The 22,585-nt window shown below is 72.4% G+C and carries 24 protein-coding genes; 15 read left to right on the top strand and 9 right to left on the bottom strand.

All coding sequences use genetic code 11. The features are described from left to right. Positions 1-28: 28 nt before the first annotated feature. Positions 29-508 carry a hypothetical protein gene (locus ABZU74_RS14080; RefSeq protein ID WP_355422760.1) on the bottom strand — a complete coding sequence of 160 codons (480 nt, stop codon included), beginning with the start codon at positions 506-508 and terminating at the stop codon, positions 29-31. A gap of 9 nt (positions 509-517) precedes the next feature. Continuing rightward, positions 518-925, bottom strand: coding sequence for a GNAT family N-acetyltransferase (locus ABZU74_RS14075; protein WP_355422757.1), 408 nt, complete (start codon positions 923-925; stop codon positions 518-520). Positions 926-1,063: 138 nt separating this feature from the next. On the opposite strand from ABZU74_RS14075, the gene ABZU74_RS14070 reads away from it, so the two are divergent. The 4 genes from ABZU74_RS14070 (at position 1,064) to ABZU74_RS14055 (ending at position 4,864) form a co-directional block, all read left to right on the top strand. Further along, positions 1,064-2,083 carry an aldo/keto reductase gene (locus ABZU74_RS14070; protein ID WP_355422754.1) on the top strand — a complete coding sequence of 340 codons (1,020 nt, stop codon included), beginning with the start codon at positions 1,064-1,066 and terminating at the stop codon, positions 2,081-2,083. Positions 2,084-2,251: 168 nt separating this feature from the next. Next, positions 2,252-3,046 (top strand): class I SAM-dependent methyltransferase, encoded by a 795-nt coding sequence (locus ABZU74_RS14065; RefSeq protein WP_355422751.1) that lies wholly within the window; start codon positions 2,252-2,254, stop codon positions 3,044-3,046. A 511-nt stretch (positions 3,047-3,557) separates the two neighbouring features. Next, positions 3,558-3,827, top strand: coding sequence for a hypothetical protein (locus ABZU74_RS14060; RefSeq protein WP_355422748.1), 270 nt, complete (start codon positions 3,558-3,560; stop codon positions 3,825-3,827). Then, positions 3,827-4,864 carry a hypothetical protein gene (locus ABZU74_RS14055; RefSeq protein ID WP_355422745.1) on the top strand — a complete coding sequence of 346 codons (1,038 nt, stop codon included), beginning with the start codon at positions 3,827-3,829 and terminating at the stop codon, positions 4,862-4,864. Before ABZU74_RS14060 ends, ABZU74_RS14055 begins: the two co-directional genes overlap by 1 nt. A gap of 30 nt (positions 4,865-4,894) precedes the next feature. Here ABZU74_RS14055 and ABZU74_RS14050 read toward each other — a convergent pair whose 3' ends face one another. Both ABZU74_RS14050 and ABZU74_RS14045 read right to left on the bottom strand, forming a co-directional pair. After that, positions 4,895-5,425, bottom strand: coding sequence for an SRPBCC family protein (locus tag ABZU74_RS14050; RefSeq protein WP_355422742.1), 531 nt, complete (start codon positions 5,423-5,425; stop codon positions 4,895-4,897). Next, positions 5,426-5,737: a metalloregulator ArsR/SmtB family transcription factor gene (locus ABZU74_RS14045; protein WP_355422739.1), complete on the bottom strand. Its 312-nt coding sequence runs from the start codon at positions 5,735-5,737 to the stop codon at positions 5,426-5,428. A gap of 98 nt (positions 5,738-5,835) precedes the next feature. On the opposite strand from ABZU74_RS14045, the gene ABZU74_RS14040 reads away from it, so the two are divergent. Next, entirely contained in the window at positions 5,836-6,765 is a 930-nt protein-coding gene (locus ABZU74_RS14040; RefSeq protein WP_355422737.1) for an LLM class F420-dependent oxidoreductase, read from the top strand. A 33-nt stretch (positions 6,766-6,798) separates the two neighbouring features. On the opposite strand, the gene ABZU74_RS14035 is transcribed toward ABZU74_RS14040, so the two are convergent. After that, positions 6,799-7,221, bottom strand: coding sequence for a hypothetical protein (locus ABZU74_RS14035; RefSeq protein WP_355422734.1), 423 nt, complete (start codon positions 7,219-7,221; stop codon positions 6,799-6,801). A gap of 101 nt (positions 7,222-7,322) precedes the next feature. On the opposite strand from ABZU74_RS14035, the gene ABZU74_RS14030 reads away from it, so the two are divergent. Beyond that, positions 7,323-8,093 (top strand): hypothetical protein, encoded by a 771-nt coding sequence (locus ABZU74_RS14030; protein ID WP_355422732.1) that lies wholly within the window; start codon positions 7,323-7,325, stop codon positions 8,091-8,093. Next, positions 8,090-9,361: an FAD-binding protein gene (locus tag ABZU74_RS14025; protein WP_355422729.1), complete on the top strand. Its 1,272-nt coding sequence runs from the start codon at positions 8,090-8,092 to the stop codon at positions 9,359-9,361. The genes ABZU74_RS14030 and ABZU74_RS14025 overlap by 4 nt, the downstream gene beginning before the upstream one ends. 23 nt (positions 9,362-9,384) lie before the next feature. On the opposite strand, the gene ABZU74_RS14020 is transcribed toward ABZU74_RS14025, so the two are convergent. Continuing rightward, complete coding sequence (locus ABZU74_RS14020; protein ID WP_355422726.1) at positions 9,385-10,524, bottom strand: site-2 protease family protein; 1,140 nt, start codon at positions 10,522-10,524, stop codon at positions 9,385-9,387. Between the two features lie 201 nt (positions 10,525-10,725). Continuing rightward, positions 10,726-11,580, bottom strand: a complete 855-nt coding sequence (locus ABZU74_RS14015; RefSeq protein WP_355422723.1) for an alpha/beta fold hydrolase — start codon at positions 11,578-11,580, stop codon at positions 10,726-10,728. Positions 11,581-11,738: 158 nt separating this feature from the next. Here ABZU74_RS14015 and ABZU74_RS14010 point away from each other — a divergent pair, with 158 nt between their 5' ends. The 4 genes from ABZU74_RS14010 to ABZU74_RS13995 are packed head-to-tail and all read left to right on the top strand — an operon-like array spanning position 11,739 to position 15,227. After that, positions 11,739-12,638, top strand: coding sequence for an ABC transporter ATP-binding protein (locus ABZU74_RS14010; RefSeq protein WP_355422720.1), 900 nt, complete (start codon positions 11,739-11,741; stop codon positions 12,636-12,638). 1 nt (position 12,639) lies between these two features. Next, a complete protein-coding gene (locus tag ABZU74_RS14005) occupies positions 12,640-13,440 on the top strand; it encodes an ABC transporter permease (RefSeq protein WP_355422717.1) in 801 nt (266 codons plus the stop codon). A gap of 27 nt (positions 13,441-13,467) precedes the next feature. Further along, complete coding sequence (locus tag ABZU74_RS14000; RefSeq protein WP_355422714.1) at positions 13,468-14,598, top strand: histidine kinase; 1,131 nt, start codon at positions 13,468-13,470, stop codon at positions 14,596-14,598. Then, positions 14,595-15,227 carry a response regulator transcription factor gene (locus ABZU74_RS13995; RefSeq protein ID WP_355422711.1) on the top strand — a complete coding sequence of 211 codons (633 nt, stop codon included), beginning with the start codon at positions 14,595-14,597 and terminating at the stop codon, positions 15,225-15,227. The genes ABZU74_RS14000 and ABZU74_RS13995 overlap by 4 nt, the downstream gene beginning before the upstream one ends. Positions 15,228-15,243: 16 nt before the next feature. Here the strand turns inward: ABZU74_RS13995 and ABZU74_RS13990 are convergent, their stop codons facing one another. After that, positions 15,244-16,155 (bottom strand): L,D-transpeptidase, encoded by a 912-nt coding sequence (locus ABZU74_RS13990; RefSeq protein WP_355422708.1) that lies wholly within the window; start codon positions 16,153-16,155, stop codon positions 15,244-15,246. Positions 16,156-16,231: 76 nt separating this feature from the next. After that, entirely contained in the window at positions 16,232-17,677 is a 1,446-nt protein-coding gene (locus ABZU74_RS13985; RefSeq protein WP_355422705.1) for an alpha-amylase family protein, read from the bottom strand. 273 nt (positions 17,678-17,950) lie between these two features. Here ABZU74_RS13985 and ABZU74_RS13980 point away from each other — a divergent pair, with 273 nt between their 5' ends. From ABZU74_RS13980 to ABZU74_RS13965, 4 genes are read left to right on the top strand one after another with little or no spacing between them, the layout of a single operon-like run. Further along, a complete protein-coding gene (locus ABZU74_RS13980; protein ID WP_355422702.1) occupies positions 17,951-19,597 on the top strand; it encodes a ferric reductase-like transmembrane domain-containing protein in 1,647 nt (548 codons plus the stop codon). Next, on the top strand, positions 19,597-21,060 hold the full coding sequence (locus ABZU74_RS13975) for an NADH-ubiquinone oxidoreductase-F iron-sulfur binding region domain-containing protein (protein ID WP_355422699.1): 1,464 nt from the start codon (positions 19,597-19,599) through the stop codon (positions 21,058-21,060). The genes ABZU74_RS13980 and ABZU74_RS13975 overlap by 1 nt, the downstream gene beginning before the upstream one ends. Positions 21,061-21,111: 51 nt before the next feature. Further along, positions 21,112-21,723, top strand: coding sequence for a redoxin family protein (locus tag ABZU74_RS13970; protein WP_355422696.1), 612 nt, complete (start codon positions 21,112-21,114; stop codon positions 21,721-21,723). Further along, positions 21,720-22,559 (top strand): cytochrome c biogenesis protein CcdA, encoded by an 840-nt coding sequence (locus ABZU74_RS13965; protein ID WP_355422693.1) that lies wholly within the window; start codon positions 21,720-21,722, stop codon positions 22,557-22,559. The genes ABZU74_RS13970 and ABZU74_RS13965 overlap by 4 nt, the downstream gene beginning before the upstream one ends. Positions 22,560-22,585: the final 26 nt, after the last annotated feature.

Genomic DNA, 22,585 nt, shown 5'->3' with positions numbered 1-22,585 from the left:
GAAGCACAAGCAATGCCGCCGCCCTCTGTCAACGGGTCGTTGACAGAGCGATGTCGAGCTTCGTCGCGGCGGATCGAGCGGGCGCGGGTAGTCGCTCACCCGCCTGGGCGAGGTCGGTGGAGAGGTGCAGGGCCAACTCGTACAGCGAGCCCGGGGCGGCATCCAGCGCGGCGTCCACAGTGCTCCGCACGAGTGCCGCTCGACGAAAGCGGCTGTCCCACCGCTGATCGGCACCGATCCACCGGCCGAGGTCGGCCACCGCCGCCCGCAGCGCCGGGATCTGCGGGGGCAGCCGGAGGTCGAGCTGCCGCCGCCGCGACCACCGCGCCGCCACCAGCCGCTGTCGACGCTGCTCGGCGGCCTGCCGGCTGCCGAGGCCGAGTGCCGTCGCGATCTGCGCCCACGTCGCCCCGTCGTGGCGCGCCCGGTCGATGATCTCCAACTCCTGCGCGTCCAGGCGGACGCGGGTAGCGCGAACCTCCGCCAACCGGGCCAGCTCCGACGTCATCTGTCAACGTTACATTGACACCGTCGGGGCCTCGGCGGTGATCGTCCTGGGTGCGCGGACCATGAAGACGTCCACCGGATCCTCGGTGTCGAGCGTGAAACCGTGCCGCTCGTACAGCCGTCGGGCCGGGCTGCCCCGCAACACGTTCAGTCGGACCGGCGTGCCGGCGCGGTCACACCGGGCCAGCACCTCGCGCAGCACGGCCGTGCCGATGCCACTGCCCTGTAGCCGCGGGGTCAGGTAGAAGTGCTCCAGCCAGTGGGCGTCCGCGTCAGGCCGCAGCGCCACGCAGCCGGCGAAGGCGCCGTCCACCTCGACGACCCAGGTGTACGCCGGTGCGAACCCGTCCCGCAGCTCGGCCACCACCTCGACGTCCGCCACCGAGGCCGGCCGAAGCTTCCAGTCGATGTCGGCCACCGCGCCGTTACCCCCACCGCTCGACTTGGCAAACGGAACCGTGTTCCGTATGGTTCTTAGCGGAACATGGTTCCACTTGCTCAGGATGCCAGAGCTTGTGGACGAGTGCCACCTCACCCCTTCCGTGGAGGAACAACCATGCAGTACCGCACCCTGGGGCGCACCGGCGTCCAGGTCAGCACCCTCGTGCTCGGCGCGATGAACTTCGGCAAACTGGGGCACACCACCCAGGGCGAGGCGACGGCGATCGTCGACGCCGCGCTGGAGGCCGGAATCAACCTGATCGACACTGCCGACATGTACAGCCAGGGCGAATCGGAGGAGATGGTCGGCAAGGCCATCGCCGGCCGCCGCGACGACATCGTGCTGGCCACGAAGGCCGGCATGCCGATGGGCGACGAGCGCAATCAGCGCGGCAGCTCGCGCCGCTGGCTGGTCACCGAGCTGGACAACAGCCTGCGTCGTCTCGGCGTCGACCACGTCGACCTCTACCAGATCCACCGGTGGGATCCGACCACCAGCGACGAGGAGACCCTGTCGGCGCTGACCGACCTGCAACGGGCCGGAAAGATCCGCTACTTCGGCTCCTCGACCTTTCCCGCGTACCGGTTGGTGCAGGCCGAGTGGGCCGCGCGGGAGCACCACCTGAGCCGTTACGTCACGGAGCAGCCCAGCTACTCGATCCTGCAACGGGGGATCGAGACCCACGTCCTGCCCGTGACCGAGCAGTACGGGCTCGGCGTGCTCGCCTGGAGCCCGCTCGCCTCAGGCTGGCTCTCCGGTGCGGTCCGCGCCGGCCGGGAGATCACCACCAGCCGCTCGGCGCTCCTGCCCGCCCGCTTCGACCTCAGCGTCCCAGCCAACCAGGCCCGGCTGCACGCCGTCGAGCAGTTGGCCACCGTCGCCGACGAGGCGGGACTCACCCTGATCCAGCTCGCCCTCGGGTTCGTCACCGCGCACCCGGCCGTGACCAGCGCGATCATCGGCCCCCGCACCATCGACCACCTGCACGCCCAGCTCGCCGCCGCGGACACCGTGCTCCCGCCCGACGTGCTCGACGCGATCGACGCGATCGTCGCACCCGGGGTCGACCTTGCCGCGGCCGAGAAGTTCGACACCCCGCCCGCCCTGCTCGACCCGGCGCGGCGGCGTCGCTGAGCCTTCGGTGCGGTGGTTGGTGCCTTTGGTTACCTAGGATGAGACTCATGAGCGCTGAGGCTGTCGGCATGCACATGCCCGCCGTTGTGACGCTCGACGACGTGACGGCGATGAACGCCGCCGATCCGAACGGTCACCGACAGCCCTGGCCTGTCGTATCGTGCCGGGATGGCGCAGCCGGTGTGGGCGAACGGTGACGCGTACGAGGCGTACGTGGGTCGGTGGAGCCGCCTGGTCGCGGTGGACTTCCTGCGCGGGTTGGCCGTGCCGCCGGGGAGGCACTGGCTCGATGTGGGCTGCGGCACCGGGGCGCTGACCTCGACGATCCTCACCACCACGGATCCCGTCCGGGTGACCGGCATCGACCCGTCGGAGGGGTTCGTCGCGGTCGCGCGTACCCGGGTCACCGACCCCCGGGCGGCCTTCCAGGTCGGTGACGCGCGGGCGCTGCCGCTGCCCGACCGTGTCGCGGACGTGGTGGTCAGCGGATTGACGCTCAACTTCGTGCCGGAGCCCGCGCGGGCGGTGGCGGAGTTCGCCCGGGTGGTCCGGCCGGCCGGGGTGGTGGCCGCCTACGTCTGGGACTACGCCGAGGGGATGGCGATGATGCGGCACTTCTGGGCCGCCGCGGCCCAGCTCGACCCGGCCTCGGCCGAGCGGGACGAAGGCAGACGCACCACGGTGGGCCAGCCCGAAACGCTCCACGCGCTGTGGGAGCAGGTCGGATTGCGGGAGGTATCGGTCCGGCCGGTCGACGTGCCGACGGCCTTCACCGACTTCGCCGACTACTGGACACCGTTCCTCGGCGGTCAGGGGTCGGCGCCGGGGTACGTCGCGACGTTGGCCGAATCCGACCGGGCCGCGTTGCGGGAGTTGCTGGCCACCCGGCTGCCGGTCGAGCCGGACGGGTCGATCCGGCTCACCGCACGGGCCTGGGCCGTGCGGGGCACCAGGCCCGAGTAGCCGTCGCACCGAGCCCCGCCCAGCCCCGCCCAGCCCCGCCGAGCCCTGCCGAGCCCTGCCGCCGACCCCCGTCGCCGAGCCCCGCCGCCGACCCTTGTCGCAAACCGGACAAGACGGTAAAGCCCCTGGTAGAGCACCCTTGGGGCAGGTGGAGGTAGACGGGTGGCGGGCCACATCCCGATCCTCCGGCCCGGCGGGGACACCATCGTCCGCACCGGTGCCGCCCGCACCCAGCCCGGCCTCGAGGCCGTTGCGGTCACGGCACAGTTGCCGTGCCGATCGCGCGTACGACGGGCCGCGGCTGCCACCGACACCCCTGCGGGCGCCCGCAGCGGTGCTTCCGCCCATCGGGACAAGGACGTCAGCACCTCCGGCAGTCAGGCAACGCCGTCCGCCGGTCGTGCCCACCGTCCCCGTGCCCCGCCGGCCTTTCGCACTGTGGACCCCGCCGGGGTCCGGCGTCGCCTGACCGCGCGCCGAGCCCTGGCGATCGAGCCAGAAAGGGCCCGACATGGCCGCTCCCACCGCAACCGCAGCCCTGAACGCATCCGTCTTCGCGCCGGGCGCCCAGATGCTGTTGACCGTCACCTACTCGGACGCCGACACCAAACCGCTGACCGTCACCGTCGTGGTCACCGACGCGCAGGGCAACAGCAGCGCGCCGGTGAAGGTCACGGCGGTCATCGACCCGCTCACAGTGACCGTCACCGACAACTCCGGTCGTACCTGGACCCGGGTCTCCGACAACGGCTCCGTGGCCGTGTATCGGTCGGTGGCGTGATGCCCCGGGTTACCGTCCAGGTCCGCGACGCCGCCGGCAACACCGCGACGGCCGTGGCCGACTACAGCCTGGGCCAACCCGTGCTCGGCGGCTACTACCTCTCCGGTGGCGCCGATCCGACCGCCGACATGGCCGGCGGCAACTTCCGGTCGCTCACCCAGTACCGCAGCCTTGCCGACGGCTACATCTTCCCCGGCTACAACCGGCCCTGGCTGGTCAACCTGGGCAAGGCCGGGGTGCAGATGAACATGGTCCTGGAGCTGAAGCACTACGGCGCTCCGAACTACGCGGCGCAGAGCTTCGCGGTGGACGGCACGAACTACACAGTGCCGGCGCCGACGATGACCATCCAGCAGCGACCCGGCACGACCTGGCCGAGGGCGTACGGATACGGCCAGGTGATCAGGGGGCAGTGCGACGGGTTGCTGGCCCGCGCGCTGTCGCAGTACCGGACGCTCGGCTTCGGGGTGAACATCCAGCTCGCCTCGGAGTTGGACACCGATCACGAGTTCGGCACCACCGAGGACGGTAAGGCGTACACCTGGGCCGAGTCGGACGCCCGGGCGGTGCAGGCGATGAACTACATCCTGACGTGGTTCAAGGCGCGGACGCTGCCAGTCGGGACGACGTTCTCGGTGGGGCTGGGCGGCTTCGACCGGGCCTGTTTCCAGCGCACCCACCCGGAGTCGCTGATGTCCCGCCTCGACTATCTCCAGTGGAACGCGTACGGCACCAACGCCAGCCACACGGCGCTGGCCCGGTTTCGGCGCACCAAGGACTGGGCGGTGGCGGATCTCGGCCCGGTGGCGCTGTCCCGGCCCGTGATCATCGCCGAGTGGGGGGTCAGGTCGGCCGAGATCCCGAACCAGGCGGCCTGGATCGCCACGGTGCCGCCGGCGATCGCCCAGCTCAACGCGGAGGGTGGGCCCCGGATCGTGCGGACCAACTACTTCAACTCCGGGTGGGGCACCCTGACGCCGAAGGCCACCGGGTTGGCCGCGCTCCACGAGGCGTACGCCAAGCGGCCGTACGTCTGACCGGGTTGCGGTGGCTCCGGGCCGTGCCGGTCAGCCCTCACCGAGCCGTTCGGCATACGCGTCGCGCAGCTCGGGCCAGCCGAAGTCCTTGGCCTCCGCGCCCCGGATCGGGCCGACCGGGTCGCCGTCGAGCAGCCGGTCGGCCACGTCGAGGCAGAGGTGCCAGCCGGCCGCCACCATCGGCAGCATGCCCCGGTCGGCGACGGTGTGCCGCAGGATGAGCCGGGTGCCGCTGCCCAGCGGGCTCAGCTCCCAGCGCAGCAGGTCGTCGCCCCAGGTGTACTCCAGCAGGTGCGGCGGCTCGGCCCGACGTACCGTCGCCGGGTGCTCCTGGGTGGTCTCGCCGTCGACGAGGGTGAGCACGGCGGCGCCGGCGGTGCCGAGATCCCGGTCGGCGAGAAACGGCGCCCACTGCGCGAGCTGGGCCGGCTCGGTCAGCGCAGCCCAGACGGTGGCTGGCGGATGCCGTAGGTCGCGGACGAAGACCAGTGTCGCGCCATCGTCGGCGGGCTCGGCGCGCACGTCGGCGGGTGCGCTCGGGCGGAACGCGTCGCGGTCCATTCACTGCTCCTGACTGTCGAGGTGCTGTTCCAGGGCGTCCAGGTGTCGGGCCCAGAGCCGCCGGTACGGGTCGAGCCAGCCGTCGACATCCCGCAGTGGGCCCGGGTCGAGGCGGTAGATCCGCTGTCGAGCGGCCGTCCGGCAGGTGACGAAGCCGGCGTCGCGAAGCACCCGCAGGTGTTTGGAGACGGCTGGCTGGCTGACCCCGAGCCCATCGACCAGTTCGCCGACGCTGCGTTCGGCGTCGCGGAGCTGATCGAGGATCCGGCGTCGGGTGGGCTCGGCGAGGACGGTGAAGGCGTCGGTCGACACCCTCCCAATATGCCTTCCCAGTCATATGACTGTCAAAGCATATGACCTGGGTTTCCATCCCGACGCGGCACCGTCGACCGGCTCCCTATGCTCGGATCATGGAACTTCGGATCTTCACCGAGCCCCAGCAGGGCGCCAGCTACGACCAGTTGCTCGCCGTCGCCCGCTGCGCCGAGGACGCCGGCTACGGCGCGTTCTTCCGGTCCGACCACTACCTGATGATGGGAGACGTGAGCGGCGAACCCGGCCCCACCGACGCGTGGACCACGCTCGCCGGCCTGGCCCGGGACACCAGCCGCATCCGGCTCGGCACGTTGATGACCGCCGCCACCTTCCGGCTGCCCGGTCCGCTGGCGATCACCGTGGCGCAGGTCGACCAGATGAGCGGCGGCCGGGTGGAGCTGGGCATCGGCACCGGCTGGTACGCCGAGGAGCACAGCGCGTACGGCATCCCGTTCCCGGCGCTGGCCGAGCGGTTCGACCGGCTGGAGGAGCAGCTCGCCGTCATCACCGGGCTGTGGTCCACCCCGGCGGGGGAGCGGTTCGACCACGACGGCCGGTACTACCCGGTCCGGAACTCGCCCGCCCTGCCCAAGCCCGTGCAGCAGCCGCGTCCACCGATCCTGCTCGGCGGAACGGGCCCGAAGCGCACCCCTCGGCTGGCCGCCCGCTACGCCGACGAGTTCAACCTTCCGTTCGCCTCGGTGCCGGACACTGCGGCGCAGTTCGACCGGGTCCGCGCGGCCTGCGTCGACATCGGCCGGGACCCGACCGGGATGGTCTGGTCCAACGCCCTTGTGCTCTGCTGCGGGCGCGACGACGCCGAGGTGGCCCGCCGGGCGGCGGCCATTGGCCGCGAACCGGACGAGCTGCGGGCCAACGGCCTGGCGGGTACGCCCGGTGAGGTGCTCGACACCATCGGCCGGTACGCGGAGATCGGCAGCGAGCGGCTCTACCTCCAGGTGCTGGACCTCAGCGACCTGGAGCACCTGGAGCTGGTCGCCAGCGAGGTGATGGCGAAGCTCTGAGCCGACCGGACGGCCGTGGAAAGCCGCCGCCGGTCAGGCCCGGTGGGCGCCCGTCCCGACCGCGTTCGGGTCGCCCAGCACGGTGTCCAGCCGTCCGTCACGGTCACTGTCCACGTAGGTGATGTCCGGGATCCCGTCACCGTCCACGTCGATCTGGACGACGTCGGCGACACCGTCACCGTCCAGGTCGGTGACCACCTCCACCGAACCGTCCAGGTGGCGGGTCACGATCGACTGCGCGCCGGGGGCGCGCGGCGGCGGCCCGGGTGCCGGCACCGGCGTCGGGGCGGGCGCGGGCGCCGGTGTGGGCCGAGGACCAGGTGTGGGCGACGGGTGGCCCGGCAACCCGCCGACCGGCGGCGCGCTGGCCTGCTCTACCCCGGTGCCGGTGGGGTCCAGCTCCTCCTCGGAGGGGAAGACGTGGCCCCGTGGGGCCGGATCACGGTAGCTGCTCATGAGCGTAGGGTTCCCCGACGATGACGAGAACAACCGTGCCCGATCGACCGGTGTCCTCGGTGACCGGTTTGGCGCAAGATGCGGGGACCGACGCCACGGTCATGAACGGGGGTCCGAGCGTGGAACTGCGCCGGAGTCGGGGCGCCCGGCTGCTCGCCCTGGTCTGCGTACTCGGTGGAGTGCTCTTGTTGGTCTATCCCAGCGACGGCGCCCTGCTACGAACGATCATCGCGGTGGGGGCGATCGCGCTCGGCGCGGTGGCGCTGGTCAGCGCGTTGCGTCCGTTCCGGTTCGGAATCCACGCGGACGGGCTCAGCATCCGCCGGCCCGGCCTGCGTCGGGACATCCGGTGGGCCGAGGTCGACGCGCTGGTCCTCGACGAGCCGCCCCGACGCGACGGGCGTCCCGAGCCGCCGCGACTGCTGCTGGTTTCCGTGCCGGGTGTGACGATCGAACCGGTGACCGCCCGCCATCCGCTCGACGGCCGGCCCGCCGTCGAGTTGCTCGTTCTCGACCAGGTCCGCGAGCAGCCCGAGCAGGTGTCCGCCGCGCTCACCCGCTACGCCGGAGGCCGGTTCGTCGACCTGCTCGCGCTGCGGCGCGCCGCCTTCGACACCCCGGATCTCCCGGTCGGCCTGCGTGGCTACCAGATGGACCGGGTCGACCGGTTGATCCGACGCGGCCAGGACGCCCTGATGTCCGGAGACGCGTCGACCCGGCAGGCGGCCCGGGGGGAGATCGAACGCGCGACCGCGGCCGGTCTGCCGATCGCCCAGCGTGGCTACCACACGTTCCAGACGGATACGGTTCTGGACGCCCTCGTCGCCGCGTTGGCCGACCACGAGACCACCGATCGGGAGACCGCCACATGACCGCGCAGGGACCGCAGGCCGGGTCGACCACCGACGTTCCGCGCCGCAACTGGGCCGGCAACGTGCGGTACGCCGCGAAGGCGTTCCACCGGCCCACGTCAGTCGACGAACTGCGCCGGCTGGTCGCCGACAGCAGCCGGATCCGGGCGGTGGGCAGCGGGCACTCCTTCAACCGTCTCGGCGACACCGACGGTGACCTGGTCAGCCTCGCCGGGCTCTCCCCGGTCGTCGAGGTGGACCGCGAGCGGGGGCAGGTCACGGTGAGCGGCGCGCTGCGCTACGGCGACGTCGCCCGACAACTGCACACCCAGGGGTACGCGCTGGCCAACCTCGCCTCGCTGCCGCACATCTCGGTGGCCGGCGCGGTGGCCACCGCCACCCACGGCTCCGGCCAGGCCCACGGCAACCTGGCCAGCGCGGTCGCCGGCCTGGAGCTGGTCACCGCCGACGGCGACCTGCTCCGGGTGGACCGCGACACCGACGCGTTCGCCGGCATGGTGGTCGGGCTCGGCGCGCTCGGCCTGGTCACCCGGGTCACACTGGATGTCGTGCCGACCTTCGCGCTGAGCCAGTACGTACGCCTCGGCCTCGACCGGACGGCGTTGGACGAGGCGCTCGGCTCGGCGTACAGCGTGAGTGTCTTCACCGACTTCCGGGCGCCCCGGCTGCGCGAGGTGTGGCGCAAACAGCTGGCGGACCAGCCGCCGCCCCCGGCGGACTGGCTGGGCACCACAGCAGCCGACCAGCCCCGGCACCCGGTGCTCGGGATGCCGGCGGAGAACTGCACCACGCAGCTCGGCGAGCCGGGCCCGTGGCACGAGCGGCTGCCGCACTTCAAGCTCGGCTTCACCCCGAGCAGCGGCGACGAACTGCAGTCCGAGTACCACGTCGTGCGTACGTCGGCGGCTGACGCGCTCGCCGCGCTTGACGACGTGGCGGACCTGATCGCCCCGGTGCTGCTGGTCTCCGAGCTGCGCACCGTGGCGGCCGACGAGCTGTGGCTCAGCCCGAACTACCGGCGGGACAGCTTCGTGCTGCACTTCACCTGGATCGACGACACCGCGGCGGTGCTGCCGGTGGTGGCCGCCGTGGAGGAGCGCCTGGCACCCTTCGCGCCCCGCCCACACTGGGGCAAGGTCTTCGTCACCGATCCGGCCGAACTCTCCGCCCGCTACCCCAGATACGCCGACTTCACGGCGCTCCTGACCGACCTGGACCCAAAGGCGAAGTTCCACACCGACGCCCTGAACCACTACTTCCCCCGCTGACCCCCGACGGCCCCGCCGCATCCTCAACGAGAGGGGGTGGGGGTGCGGAGGGTGCTGCGTTGGACGGCTCGGCTGATGTCGCTGGGGGAGACGATGCCGGTCAGGTGGCCGTCGTCGGTCACCACCAGGGCGCGGCCGTCGGCGCACTCGGAGAGCCGGGGGAGCAGGTCGTTGAGCTGTTCGCCGGGCTTGGCCAGCACCAGTTGGTCGGCTCGGCAGGCCACCTCGGCCAGCGTGGTCGATGCCCGCCGCTCCGGTGGTACGCCCCGCACCCGGTCGACGGTGACCAGGCCGGTCGGCCGGCCGTCATCGGTCAGCGGCAGCGCCGAATGCCGGTACGCGAACAGGTAATGGTCGACGAAGTCCGCGACGGTCATCTCCGCCGAGGCGGTCTGCGGCCGCGGGGTCATCACGTCGCCCACCCGGATCCCGCGCAGCGCGTTGCCGGTGCGGGCCTGTCGCTCCTCCATCCCGGCCGCGCCGATCAGGAACCAGCCGATCAGCGCCAGCCAGAGCCCACCGAAACCGACCCCGGACAGGAACTGCCACAGCCCCAGGCCGATCAGCAGCACCCCGAGCACCCAGCCGGCGCGGGCGGCGACCACTGACGCTCGGGTCCGGTCGCCGGTGGCCTTCCAGACCGCGGCGCGCAGCAGTCGACCACCGTCCAGGGGCGCGGCCGGCAGCACGTTGAAGATGGCCAGCAGCACGTTGATGCCCGCCAGCCAGGCCACCGCCCCGAACAGCAGCCCGCCCTGCCCGGCTAGCGCGAGCAGCGCCGCGATGGCACCGAAGAACGCCCCGATCAGCAGGCTGACCAGCGGGCCGACGCCTGCGATCCGCAACTCCGCGCCTGGGTCACGCGGCTCGCCCCGCAACTCGGCCACGCCGCCGAACAGCCACAGCGTGATGCCGTCGACAGTCAGCCCGTTGCGCTTGGCCACCACCGCGTGCGACACCTCGTGGGCGAGCAGGCCGACGAAGAAGACCACCGCCGCGGCCAGCCCGGCGAGCAGGTACGCCACGGGCGAGTGATCGGGGTACGAATGGGGGAACTGGTTCGCGGCCAACCCCCACGCGATCAGCGCGAAGATGACCAGCACGCTCCAGTTGACGCCGACCGGCACCCCCGCGACCCGGCCAAGCCGGAAACTGGCCCTCATCCGACCGACATACCCCGCCAGGCCGTGGGCATGCGAGGGCGCCCCGCCTGATCAGTCGGCGGTGCCAGGTGGGGACGGGCTCACCAGGTGAGCGGAGATCCACTCGGGCTTCGTGAAGTCGGGGTGTCCTGGCGCCCGGAATGCCGCGACTTCATGAAAGACGAGTGGATCATGTGTGTCCGACTGATGGCCGAGCGACGGTCAGCGGCGGGGGGCTTCGCTGGCGATGGTCGCCTCGCGGGGCAGCGCCGCCGCCCGCAGCGCCCAGTCCAGCGCGTAGTCGGCGATCTGCTCCCACCCGTCCTGCCCGACGGTGAAGTGCGAGCGGCCGGGAAACTCCTCGTACGCGGTGAGCGCCCGGGACTTCTGGTACAGCCCCGCGTTGGTGCGGACCACCGACGCCGGCACCACGTGGTCGGCCCCGCCGGCCATCAGCAGCAGCGGCGCCCGGTCGTTACGCCCGACGTCCACCCGGGCCGGCGAGCGCGGGTCGACGTTGGCGAACGCGCCCTCGAAGAAGACCCGACCGGCGCCGGGGACGGCGTAGCGCTGCCAGGCCCGGTCGGAGTCCTCGCGGCTCATCGTGTTGCCGAAGGTGTAGGCGAAGTCGTCCGGGGTGAACGGGACTGCCTTGCTGCGGTTGCCGGGGCTGCGCAGGATCGGGAAGCCGGAGCGCAGCTGACTCAGCGGCACCTTGAGCACCCCCTTGATCGCCGCGGGATGCACCCCCACCACCGCCGCACCGAGACCCCGGTCGGCGAGGACCTGGGCGAACAGGCCGCCGAACGAGTGCCCCATGATGATCGGCGGTCGGGGCAGCGCCCGGATGATCTTGTCGTAGTGCGCGACGATCGTGGCCATGCTCTGCTCGGCGATCGGGCCGGGGTCGTCGCGCAACTGCTCCACGGACCGGTCCATGCCGGGCCAGGCGGGGGCGACGACGTGCATGCCGCGCTCGGTGTACCGCTGGGCCCACCCCTCCCAGCTGCGCGGCGTCATCCAGAGCCCGTGGATCAGCACGATCGTGTCGACCTGACCCTGCGGCGTGCCACCCATCGCGTCCTCCCGGTGTCGCGGCGTTCGGCCCGGCGGTTACCCGCTGCCGGGCGGGAAAACCCTCCGGGACCGAGCGGGGTGGCCCCTGACAAATGTCACGGTCGGGGCGTGACGACCGCTCCGGGCATCGGGGTACGCGTCGCCGGAGCATCAGTGGCATGACCAGTACGCATCTGGCTGTCGAGTTGGACGGCCTCACCAAGAGCTTCGGCACGGTCACCGCTGTCGACGGGTTGAGCCTCCGGGTGCAGCCCGGCGAGGTGGTGGCGTTCCTCGGCCCGAACGGCGCCGGCAAGACCACCACCATCGACATGCTGCTCGGGCTGTCCCGCCCGGACACGGGCACTGTCCGGGTCCTCGGCGGCACCCCGGACGAGGCGGTGGCCCGAGGTCGGGTGGCCGCAGTACTCCAGACCGGCGGGCTGCTCAAGGACCTTACCGTGGGCGAGACGGTGCGGATGACCGCGCACTTCTACCGGCACACCCGCCCGGCCGCGGAGGTGCTGGAGCGGGCCGGTATCACCGGCATCGCCGACCGGGTGGTCGGGCGCTGCTCGGGCGGTCAGCAGCAGCGACTGCGCTTCGCGTTGGCCCTGCTGCCCGACCCGGACCTGATGGTGCTCGACGAGCCGACCACCGGCATGGACGTCGAGGGTCGGCGGGACTTCTGGCAGGCCCTGCGCCGCGACGCCCGACGCGGGCGGACCGTCATCTTCGCCACCCACTACCTGGACGAGGCGGACGCGTACGCCGACCGGATCGTGCTGGTCCGGCAGGGGCGGATCGTGGCCGACGGCACCACCGCCGAGATCAAGAACCTGGCCGCCGGCCGTACCGTGCGGGCCACCCTGCCCGGCGCCGACCAGGCCGCGCTCGCCGCGCTGCCCGGCGTGGACGCAGTGGAGGTGCGCGGCGACAGCGTGCTGGTGCGGACCGGCGACTCGGACGCGATCGCCCGGCACCTGCTGACCCGGACCGCGGCCCGGGACGTCGAGATCACCTCCCGCAACCTCGAGGACGCCTTCCTCGCCCTGACCACAGCGCAGACCGGAGCCTGAGATGACCACCTCCACCCCCACCCGCCCCGGTTTCACCGAGCCGGACCGTCGGCTGCCCGCACTGGGCGGGTTCGCCCCGGGCGCCCTGCTCATCGAGCTACGCCGGGTGCTGCGCAACCGTCGCACCCTCGCCTTCACGCTGATCATGCCGGGCGTCTTCTTCCTCATCTTCGGCCTGCCACAGGGCGGGCAGTCACTGGACAACGGTCGGCCGGTGACGGCGTACGTCATGATCAGCCTGGCCGTCTACGCGGCCATGGTGGCGACCACAAGTGTCGGTGGCGCGGTGGCCACCGAGCGGGCGCTGGGCTGGAGCCGGCAACTGCGGCTCACCCCGCTACGCCCGGCGGCGTACGTGGCGACCAAGCTGATCACCGCGATGAGCCTCGGTCTGCTCGCGGTCGTCATCGAGTTCCTGGTGGGCGCCGTGGCCGGCGTCCGCGTCCCGGCGTACGTCTGGCTGCTGTCCGGACTCGCCGCCTGGGTGGGTTCGCTGGTCTTCGCCGCGTTCGGTCTCTTCATCGGCTACCTGGCGCCGGCCGAGAACGTCATGCAGATCATCGGCCCGGTCCTGGCGGTGCTGGCCATGTTCGGCGGGCTGTTCGTCCCGGTCGAGGTGCTGCCGGACGTGCTCCAGCAGGTCGCGAAGTTCACCCCGGTGTACGGCATGGGCGTGCTGGCCCGCGCCCCACTGACCGGTGACGGGGTGAGCATGGCGGCGGTGGCGAACCTCGTCGTCTGGGCGCTGCTCTTCGGCGTCGGCGCGGCCCGGCTGTTCCGCCGGGACACCGCGCGGGTCTGACCGGCCGCGACCGCTAGCGTGAACCCGATGGATTTCTCGACCGGGCAGCCCTGGCCGGTGAGCCGCCACTGGCGGATCACCGGCTGGCTGCTGGCCGCCGTCTGGCTGTTCTTCCTCAACGTGCCGCTCGCCACCGCGCTGCACCAGCCGGAGCTGTGGCGGCGGGTCCTCGGTGTGGTGGCCCTGGTCGTCTTCGGCGTCGGTTACGTGCTGCTGTTCCAGTGGGCCCGCAAGCTGCGCCAGTCCCTGCTGCCCGTTCCGGCGGGCCGGGCGCGGGCCGGGCTGGCGCTGCTGCTCGCGGTGGGCCTGGCCAGCCTCCCGGGTACCGGCGGGGACTGGCTGGCCACACTGGTCTACGTGGCCGCGGCGGCGGTGTTCCTGCTGCCGCCGTGGGAGGCGTTGGCCGCCGTGGTGCTCTGCGCGGTGACCCCCGTGCTGGCGTCCTGGCTGGTGCCGGGGTGGGAGGCGGAGAACGGCATCGTCTTCGCGGTGCTGCTCGCCTCGTTCGCCATGTTCGGGGTTTCCCAGTTGGCCCAGCGCAACAGCGAACTCCGCGCCGCCCAGCAGGAGATTGGCCGGCTCGCGGTCGCCGAGGAGCGGTCCCGCGCCGCCCGCGACCTGCACGACATCCTGGGCCACTCGTTGACCGTGGTGGCGATCAAGGCCGAGTTGGCCGGGCGTCTGATCGCTGTCGACCGGGAGCGGGCCGCCGCCGAGATCGCCGAGGTGGAGGCGCTGGCCCGGGCCGCGTTGGCCGACGTCCGACAGACGGTCGGGGCGTACCGCGAGGTAAGCCTCGCCGCCGAGCTGGCCGGCGCCCGCTCCGCGCTGGCCGCGGCGGGCATCGCGGCGGACGTGTCGGCCGAGGTGCCGGAGCTGCCGGAGGAGTGGGACCGGTTGTTCGGCTGGGCGGTACGGGAAGGTGTGACGAACGTGGTCCGGCACAGCGGGGCGCGGTGCTGCGTGATCCGGGTACACCCGGATCGGGTCGAGATCAGTGACGACGGTCGTGGCCCGTCCACTCCCGACCCGAGCGGGCACGGGCTGGTCGGCCTGCGGGAGCGGGCGCGGCGGCTGGACGCGGTGGTGACCGTCGGTCGTCGCCCGGAGGGTGACGGGTTTCTGTTGCGGGTGCACGCGCCGGGGGAGGCCCGGTGAGCGGCGGGTCCACGCCGATCCGGCTGCTGCTCGCCGACGACCAGGCGCTGGTCCGGGGCGCGCTGGCCGCCCTGCTCTCGTTGGAGGAGGACCTGACAGTGGTCGCCGAGGTCGGCCGGGGCGACGAGGTGGTGCCCGAGGCTCGACGCAGGTCCCCGGACGTCGCCCTGCTGGACGTGGAGATGCCCGGCCTGGACGGGATCGCCGCCACCGCGGCGTTGCGCGCCGCGCTGCCGACCTGCCGGGTGCTGGTGGTGACCACCTTCGGCCGACCGGGCTACCTGCGTCGGGCGATGGAGGCCGGTGCGAGCGGTTTCGTGGTCAAGGACACCCCGGCCCGGCAGCTCGCCGACGCGGTCCGCCGGGTGCACGCCGGCCTGCGGGTGGTCGACCCGACGCTGGCCGCGGAGACGCTGGCCGCCGGGGTCAGTCCGCTGACCGAGCGGGAGACCGAGGTGCTGCGCACCGCTCGCGGCGGTGGCAGCGCCGCCGACCTGGCCAGGGCGTTGCACCTCTCCGAGGGGACGGTACGCAACCACCTGTCGGCAGCGATCGGCAAGACCGGTGCCCGCAACCGGGCCGACGCGATCCGGGTCGCCGAGCAGAACGGCTGGCTGCTCGGCGAGTGACAGCGCGTGCCGGCGCTCAGGCGGTCGGCGGCGGGGCGGCAAGTTGGTCGACCACGACGACGCTGCTGCCGGGACGCACTTCGGCGAGCAGTTCCCGCTGACCGCTGCGGGTCAGCCGGATACAGCCGTTCGTGGTGTTCTCGCCCAGCTCGCCGTCGTGGCTCCAGGTGTGCACCCCGATGTGCGCGCCGCGCAGCCCGGACGGCACCGACTCCGGGTCGTCGGGCACCGAACCGAGGGCGTAGATGTCCACCCCGCCATAGACCTCCTCCGGCGGTGGGGTGCGGCCCAGGATGAAGGTCCGCCCGAGTGGAGTCTCCTGGCCCGACTGGCCGAGGCTGACCTCCCAGGAGCGCACCGCCTTGCCGGCCCGGTACCAGGTGAGTCGGTGGACCTTGCGTTCCACCACGATCTGGTCCCGCAGCGGCACCGTCTCGAACCCGCCGGGCGGCAGCCAGGCGAGCCGGCGGTTGGCCGAGGGCAGCAGGACGGCGGTCCAGCCGGCGCGCCGCTGGGTGATCGGCATGGTCAGCTCGACACCGCGGATGGTCGGTTCGAGGAAGGCGCGTGGCCGACCGCCGGGTGCGTCGTACGCGGCGATCCGTCGGGTGGGGTGCGCGCCGTCGGTCAGCGGCGTGACGTCCATGGTGTGCGGATCGGCGGGGAACCCTCCGGGTGCGGGGTCGTAGTCGACCACCGGCAGCCCGTCCGGGGCGGGCGCGGCCGGGGGGACCGACTCCTCCGGGCTCTGCTCCACACTGCTCGGTGTCGGGTCGGCCACCACCACGTTGCGGTCGTCGGGGGCCGTCGAGCTGGGGGTGAGGGCCTGGCCGACCAGCAGCGCGGTCACCAGCAGCGCGGGTACGCCGATCGCAGCGGCCACCCAGAAGACGCGACGACGGTACGGAGTCTTTCGGTCAAACGACACGAAACCACTCTATAGTGGCGGACGCTTCGGGGCCCCCGGTTCGGCGAGACCCGCCGCCCGGAGGCCCCGGGTCGAATCAGATTCGTGCGCCGATGTGGATGGCCACGGCGTCGTGCGCCGGCACGTTGGCCGCGAACCAACCGCTACCGTCCACCGTGACCACCGGTCCGCTGCACGTGCCGCCCGCGTACGTGCCGTGGATGACGTCGCAGTATCGGCCGGCGGGCAGCCCCGTGTAGTAGGAGCGGCCGTTCACCGCGGCGTCCTCGTCGTTGACGGTGATGAAGCCCTTGCCGCTGCGGCTGAACGCTATGTGGTTGTTGCCGTTGTCGTACCAGTTGGCCACGCCGGCGCCCTCGGTGGCGTTGCGGAAGCCGACCATGTTGGCGATCACCGGCCAGCGGTGCTCGCACTCCCAGCCGGAGTAGCAGGTGGTGTTGAGCGTCTTGTTGGCGCCGTCCGACGGCGGGCCGGCGTCCCGGTTGCTGAAGGTGTAGCTGGACATGACGGTCGGGGAGCCGTACGGCCAGGCCAGCATGAAGGCGTTCGCCAGCGCGTAGATGCCCCGGTCGCGGTAGGTCAGCACCCCGCCGGAGTCGCGCTGGGTGTCGTGGTTGTCGACGAACACCGAGGCCGGGCCGGTGGGCAGGTGCCCCCAGCCCTCGCCGAAGTTGCGCAGGTACGCCAACCTCTCGGAGCGGAACACCCGGGCCAGGTCCTTGCCGTAGCGGAACTCGTGCACGTCACCGTTGCCGGTGTACTCGGTCGGCTGGACCGGCTCGCCGGCGCCGTAGATGACCTCCTGCACGAGGTACGCGGAGCGCGACAGCTTGCCCCTGATGGCTGCGATGTCGGCGGCCGGCATGTGCTTGCTGGCGTCCAGTCGGAAGCCGTCGACGCCGAGCGAGAGCAGGTCGTTGAGGTACGCGGCGATCTTCGTACGCACGTAGTCCGACTCGGTCAACAGGTCCGAGAGGTTGACCAGCTCGCAGTTCTGCACCTCGTACCGGTCGTTGTAGTTGGCGATGTCGTCGCCGCCGTTGCGTCCGCAGTAGTGGAAGTCCTGGGTCTGGTAGATGCCCGGGTAGTCGTAGTGCGAGTAGGACGAGCCGGCCCAGCCGGTGCCGCCGTTGTCCTGACCGGACATGTGGTTGATCACCGCGTCGACGATCACCTTGACCCCGGCCGCGTGGCAGGTGTTCACCATCGACTGGAACTGGGCCCGGGTGCCCTTGCGGGACTCGACCCGATAGCTGACCGGCTGGTACGCCAGCCACCACTGGTTGCCCCGCACGTGCTCCTGCGGGGGCGAGACCTGCACGTAGCCGTAACCCTTCGGGCCGAGGGTGCTCTGGCACTCGCTGGCTACCGACTGCCAGTTCCACTCGAAGAGCTGGACGATGACCTTCTTGCCGCCGGACGGGGCGGCAACGGCCGGGGGTGCCGTCACGGTGGCGGGGACGAGCAGGCTGGCGATCAGGCCGAGGGCGAGGAGCGCCGAGCCGCGTCGACGTCGGTGCATGGGGACTCCTGACGGGAGCGGGGGGTGGTGGTGCGGTGGGGGAGAGCCAGATTGCCGGAATCTTGCAAGCCTGGCTGAAATTTGCTGAAAGGTTACAAGCGTGTTGCAGCCACTGTCAATGCATGGATGCTTGTCACTGTCCAGATCGGTCGGTGGGATCGAGCACAACGCACTGCCGCGCCCCTCGGTTCGATTTCCGCCCAGAAATTTCCGTCGCCGGGTGATCCGCGCGCCCCGCCGGTCCGTACTGGATGGGGGAGCAGGGGTCGGCCGGTGGTACGCCGCCGCGAGACGATCGAGGAGCAGATGGCCCGGGCACAGCAGGACAAGAAGGCGGCTACCGTCCGGACCAGCGCCAGCAGTCGGGGGGTGCGAACCCCCTCGCGGCCGGCGGTCGGCATGCTGATCGCATCGGCGCTGGCCGCGCTCTGGGCGGCGATCATGCTGACCGGCGTCGGCCAGACGGCGTACGCGTACGGCTTCTTCTTCACCGAGTTCTTCGCCGGGGTGATCTCCCTGGTGGCGTTGAGCCTCACCGTGATGCTCGGCCTGCTCGCCACCGACCGGCTGGTGCTGCGCATCCCGCACCGGGTGCTGATGCAGTCGGCGCACCGGGCCACCGGCGTGCTCGGCGTGGCCGGCCTCGGCTTCCACGTCCTCACCAAGATCGCCACCGGACGGGCGGCGGCGACCGACGCGCTGGTGCCGTTCGTCGGCGGCCGAGGGCTCTACGTCGGGCTCGGCACGGTGGCCGCCCTGCTGATGGTCAGCGTGATCTGGACCGGCATCATCCGGGCCCGCTTCGCCGGCGTCGGTCCGAAGTGGCTGTGGCGCACGCTGCACTCCGTCGCGTACCTGGCCTGGCCGTTCGCTGTCTTTCACGGCCTCAACGCCGGTCGGGCCGCAGCGCCATGGGTGATGTTCAGCTACCTCGGCTGCATCCTGCTGGTGGTGCTGGCCCTGCTGGTCCGGTTCTCGGTCAGCATCGGTCGACGCAGCCGCGAGCAGCACCAGGCGGCGGTGCGCAACGCGGTGATGGTCGGCCGGGCCGAGGAGGCGAAGACCGCCCGATCGCTGCTGGCCGGGTTGGGTCGGCGCAGCAAGGCCGCCGACAAGCGTCCCGCCTGGGCGGACACCACCACCGCCACCTGGGCCGCGCCGGCCGCGCGACGTGACCCCGAACGGTTCACCGTCCCGGTGGTGCCCGAGCCCGGTTCCCTCGTCGAGCCGACCCGGCCGAGCCGACGTCGGCGGGAAGAGGAGCCGGCGGCGCGCCGCGACACCGAACGGTCCTCGCGCAGCCGGCGGGCCGAGGAGACCACGACCAGCCGATTGGCTCGCCGCAGCGTGGAGGAGACCGGCACCCGCCGACGTGACGAGGAGGAGCTGGAGCCGGTGACCCGGCGACGCGCCTCCCGTACCCGGGACGAGGACGTGCCGACCCGCCGGCGACGCGCCGACGAAATCACCTCTGAGCGGTCCCGTCGCCGGTCCCGCAGCGAGGACGACGGCAGCCGCTACTCGGCACCGCCGCAGCCGACCCTCGACGAGCCCGAGGAGCCGTGGGACAGCCCGCGCCGGTGGCAGGCCGACGAACCGATCTCCGCCGGCCCGATCTCCGTCGAGCCGATCTCGGTCGGCCCGGTCTCCAGCAGCCCCATCTCGTCGGCGCCGCGCAGCGGCAGCGGCCGGCACAGCGTCGAGGACGACCTGCCCGAGGAGCCGGACTACTGGCGTCCGCCGGCCCGGTACGTGCCGGACGAGGTGCCGCCGCCCGTCGACGACACCCCGACCCTTGTCGACCTGGCGTCCCGCCGTGCGCGCCGGGCAGCCGGCGAGGGCCGGTCCAAGCGCCGCAAGGCCAGCGCCGACGCTGTGGACGGGGCGTACTGGGCCGGGCTGCGGGGTGAGGCGAAGTGATGCGCACCGCCGTGCCACCGGTCGCCTGTGTGGGCGAGCCCCGACTCACCGCCGGCTTCGCCGAGTACGGCCGACTCGACCTGCTCGCGCACGAGGAGGTGCACGGGCCCATCGGCCCGATGGAGCCCGCGCAACTGCTCCAGCTCGCCGAGGGCATGCAGCTCAAGGGCAAGGGCGGCGCGGGGTTCCCGTTCGCCCGCAAACTGCGCGCGGTGCTGGAGTCCTGCGAGCGGCAGGACCTCGCCGCCGTGGTGGTGGTCAACGCCACCGAGGGGGAGCCGGCCAGCTGGAAGGACAAGGTGCTGCTGACCCGCGCCCCGCACCTGATCCTGGACGGCGCGGCGCTGGCCGCGTACGCCTTGGACGCCGACGAGATCGTGATCGGTGTGGCGGACGACGGGGTCGGCCGGGACTCGCTGATGGACGCGCTCGAGGAGCGCCGGATGCCGGTGCAGACGACAATCGTCACCGTGCCGCACCGGTTCATCTCCGGCGAGGGCGGCGCACTTGTCAACGGGATCAACGGGCTGCCGCACATTCCGCCGGGCACCAAGAAGCGCTCCAGCGACTCCGGGGTCAGCGGCCTGCCCACCCTGCTGTCCAACGCCGAGACGTACGCCCAGCTCGCCGTCGGCGCCCGTTTGGGCCCGTACGAGTACGCGGCGCTCGGCACCGACGACGAGCCAGGCACCGTGCTGCTCACCGTGACCGGCGCGGCCGGTCGACCGGCAGTGGTGGAGTGCACCGCCGGCATGCCGCTGCGCGACGTCCTCGACCTGTGCGAGGTGCCGGACGTCCAGGGCATCCTGATGGGCGGCTACCACGGCAAGTGGATCACTCCGGAGGCGGCGGAGAAGGCCGAGGTCTCCCGCAAGGGGCTGGCCGCGGTCGGCGGCACCCTCGGCGCGGGCATCATCGTCCCGCTCGGTGTCGACACCTGCCCGCTCGGCGAGGCCGCCCAGGTGGTGCGTTACCTGGCCGGCGAGTCCGCCGGGCAGTGCGGGCCGTGCAAGATGGGCCTGCCGGACCTGGCCCGCGCTGTCGACCTGGCCGTCGCCGGCAGCCAACCGGCGGAGGTGGTACGCGCCGCCGCCGGCGAGGTGAGAGGCCGGGGCGCGTGCAGCCACCCGGACGGCACCGCCCGGTTCGCGCTCTCCGCGATCGAGGTCTTCGCCGAGGACCTGCGGCTGCACAGCACCGGCGACGGCTGCGGCCGACGGGTCAAGGGCGTGATGGGGCTGCCGGGCGCACCCGACGCGAACCCGCAGAAGCTCACCCTGGACTGGTCGCGCTGTGACGGGCACGGCCTGTGCGCGCACGTCGTACCGGACTTCATCCGGCTCGACGCGAACGGATATCCCGCCTTCCCGGCCACCCCCGTGCCGACCTGGCTGCGGGAGGGCGCGCTGAAGGCGGTCAAGGTCTGCCCGGAGCTGGCTCTCCGACTCGCCAAAGCCGAGTAGCGAAGCCTCAGGCGCAGCAAGGGTCCCTTCCGGACCGGAACGGAGAAGCGGATGCGGATCGGCATGGCGTGGACGGGGGCCGGGCGACTGCGCCGAGCGGCCACCGCCGGGGCGCTGGTGGTGGCTCTGTTCGGCACCGCCGCCTGCACCGGCACCGCGCCGGGAGGGCCCGTCGCCGCCGCCCCGGCCGCAACCCCGACCGGCGCCGCGCCCACACCGACCGGCGCGGCGACCGGCGGACCACCCGCGGCGCAGGTCCCGGACGTGCTGCGCTTCACCGGGACCACACTCGGCGGGGCCACGTTCGACGCGGCGCAGCTCGCCGGCAAGCCGGTGGTGCTGTGGTTCTGGGCGCCGTGGTGCGCCACCTGCGCCAGCCAGGCCTGGACGGTGGCCGAGATCGCACCCCGGTACCGGGACACCGTGCCGATCGTCGGCGTCGCCGGGCTGGGCGAACGGAAGGCCATGAAGGAGTTCGTCACCGAGTTCGACCTCGGCGCGACGCCGCAGATCGAGGACGGCAAGGGCGCGCTCTGGAAGCGGTTCAAGGTGACCGAGCAGAGCATCTTCGTGATCATCGACCGGAGCGGCGCGATCGTCCACCAGGGCTTCCTGGACGGTGAGGCGCTCACCGCAAAGGTCGCCGCACTGGCCGGGGCGTGACCGCCACACTGCTGCTCGCGCTGACCGCCGGCATGCTCGGCGCGGTCAACCCGTGCGGCTTCGCGTTGCTGCCCGCGTACCTCTCGCTGTTGGTCGCCGGGTCGGACACCCGCGGCGCGGTCGGCCGCGCGCTCACCGCGGCGGCCGGGCTGACAGTGGGGTACGTGCTGGTCTTCGGCGCGTTCGGGCTGGCGCTCGCGCCGCTGGCCGGCTGGCTGCGGCCCCGGCTGCCGTGGCTGACCGTGGCGCTCGGCGTGCTGCTGGTCCTGGCCGGCTGTTGGCTGCTCGCCGGTCGGCGGCTGCCTGCCCCCGGCTGGTCCGCCCGGGCGCCCCGACTGACCCGGTCCTGGCCGTCGATGGCGCTGTTCGGCGCGGCGTACGCGCTGGCGTCGCTCGGCTGCGCCATCGCACCGTTCCTGGCCATCGTGGTGACCAGCCTCCAGGCCGGCTCGACCGGCCAGGGGTTGGCTCTGTTCGGCGCGTACGCCCTCGGCATGGGTCTGGTGGTCGCGGTCGCCGCGCTCGGGGTGGCGCTGCTGCGCGACGGCCTGGTGGCCCGGCTGCGCGTCGCGGGCGCGCTGGTGCCCCGCCTCAGTGGCCTGGTGCTGCTGCTCGCCGGCGGCTACGTCGCCTGGTACGGCTGGTACGAGCTGCGCCTGGCCGCCGGCCGCCGCGACGCGCTGCACGACCCGGTCATCCGGGTGACCGCCCAGGTCCAGCGAGCCCTGGCCGACGCCCTCGACCGGATCGGCCCGGCGGTGCTGCTGGCCGCCCTGGCCACCCTGCTCCTGGCCGCGCTCGTGGCGAAGCGCGCCCACCGCCCTCGTCAACCCTGAGGCGACGGCGTTGGTCTTGACATCCG

The sequence above is a fragment of the Micromonospora sp. NPDC005171 genome, assembly GCF_040608575.1.
In the GTDB taxonomy this organism is placed as follows: Bacteria; Actinomycetota; Actinomycetes; order Mycobacteriales; family Micromonosporaceae; genus Micromonospora.
This window is presented reverse-complemented; position numbering and strand designations above follow the sequence as displayed.

Bases quoted from the DNA above. Each gene is read 5' to 3' on its own strand.
- ABZU74_RS14060 (WP_355422748.1), top strand. From the start codon at position 3,558: ATGGCCGCTCCCACCGCAACCGCAGCCCTGAACGCATCCGTCTTCGCG.
- ABZU74_RS14040 (WP_355422737.1), top strand. From the start codon at position 5,836: ATGGAACTTCGGATCTTCACCGAGCCCCAGCAGGGCGCCAGCTACGAC.
- ABZU74_RS14000 (WP_355422714.1), top strand. From the start codon at position 13,468: ATGGATTTCTCGACCGGGCAGCCCTGGCCGGTGAGCCGCCACTGGCGG.
- ABZU74_RS14065 (WP_355422751.1), top strand. From the start codon at position 2,252: ATGGCGCAGCCGGTGTGGGCGAACGGTGACGCGTACGAGGCGTACGTG.
- ABZU74_RS14035 (WP_355422734.1), bottom strand. From the start codon at position 7,221: ATGAGCAGCTACCGTGATCCGGCCCCACGGGGCCACGTCTTCCCCTCC.
- ABZU74_RS14005 (WP_355422717.1), top strand. From the start codon at position 12,640: ATGACCACCTCCACCCCCACCCGCCCCGGTTTCACCGAGCCGGACCGT.
- ABZU74_RS14025 (WP_355422729.1), top strand. From the start codon at position 8,090: ATGACCGCGCAGGGACCGCAGGCCGGGTCGACCACCGACGTTCCGCGC.
- ABZU74_RS14010 (WP_355422720.1), top strand. From the start codon at position 11,739: ATGACCAGTACGCATCTGGCTGTCGAGTTGGACGGCCTCACCAAGAGC.
- ABZU74_RS14020 (WP_355422726.1), bottom strand. From the start codon at position 10,524: ATGAGGGCCAGTTTCCGGCTTGGCCGGGTCGCGGGGGTGCCGGTCGGC.
- ABZU74_RS14050 (WP_355422742.1), bottom strand. From the start codon at position 5,425: ATGGACCGCGACGCGTTCCGCCCGAGCGCACCCGCCGACGTGCGCGCC.
- ABZU74_RS14030 (WP_355422732.1), top strand. From the start codon at position 7,323: ATGAACGGGGGTCCGAGCGTGGAACTGCGCCGGAGTCGGGGCGCCCGG.
- ABZU74_RS14080 (WP_355422760.1), bottom strand. From the start codon at position 508: ATGACGTCGGAGCTGGCCCGGTTGGCGGAGGTTCGCGCTACCCGCGTC.
- ABZU74_RS13975 (WP_355422699.1), top strand. From the start codon at position 19,597: ATGCGCACCGCCGTGCCACCGGTCGCCTGTGTGGGCGAGCCCCGACTC.
- ABZU74_RS14070 (WP_355422754.1), top strand. From the start codon at position 1,064: ATGCAGTACCGCACCCTGGGGCGCACCGGCGTCCAGGTCAGCACCCTC.
- ABZU74_RS14015 (WP_355422723.1), bottom strand. From the start codon at position 11,580: ATGGGTGGCACGCCGCAGGGTCAGGTCGACACGATCGTGCTGATCCAC.
- ABZU74_RS13985 (WP_355422705.1), bottom strand. From the start codon at position 17,677: ATGCACCGACGTCGACGCGGCTCGGCGCTCCTCGCCCTCGGCCTGATC.
- ABZU74_RS14055 (WP_355422745.1), top strand. From the start codon at position 3,827: ATGCCCCGGGTTACCGTCCAGGTCCGCGACGCCGCCGGCAACACCGCG.
- ABZU74_RS13970 (WP_355422696.1), top strand. From the start codon at position 21,112: ATGCGGATCGGCATGGCGTGGACGGGGGCCGGGCGACTGCGCCGAGCG.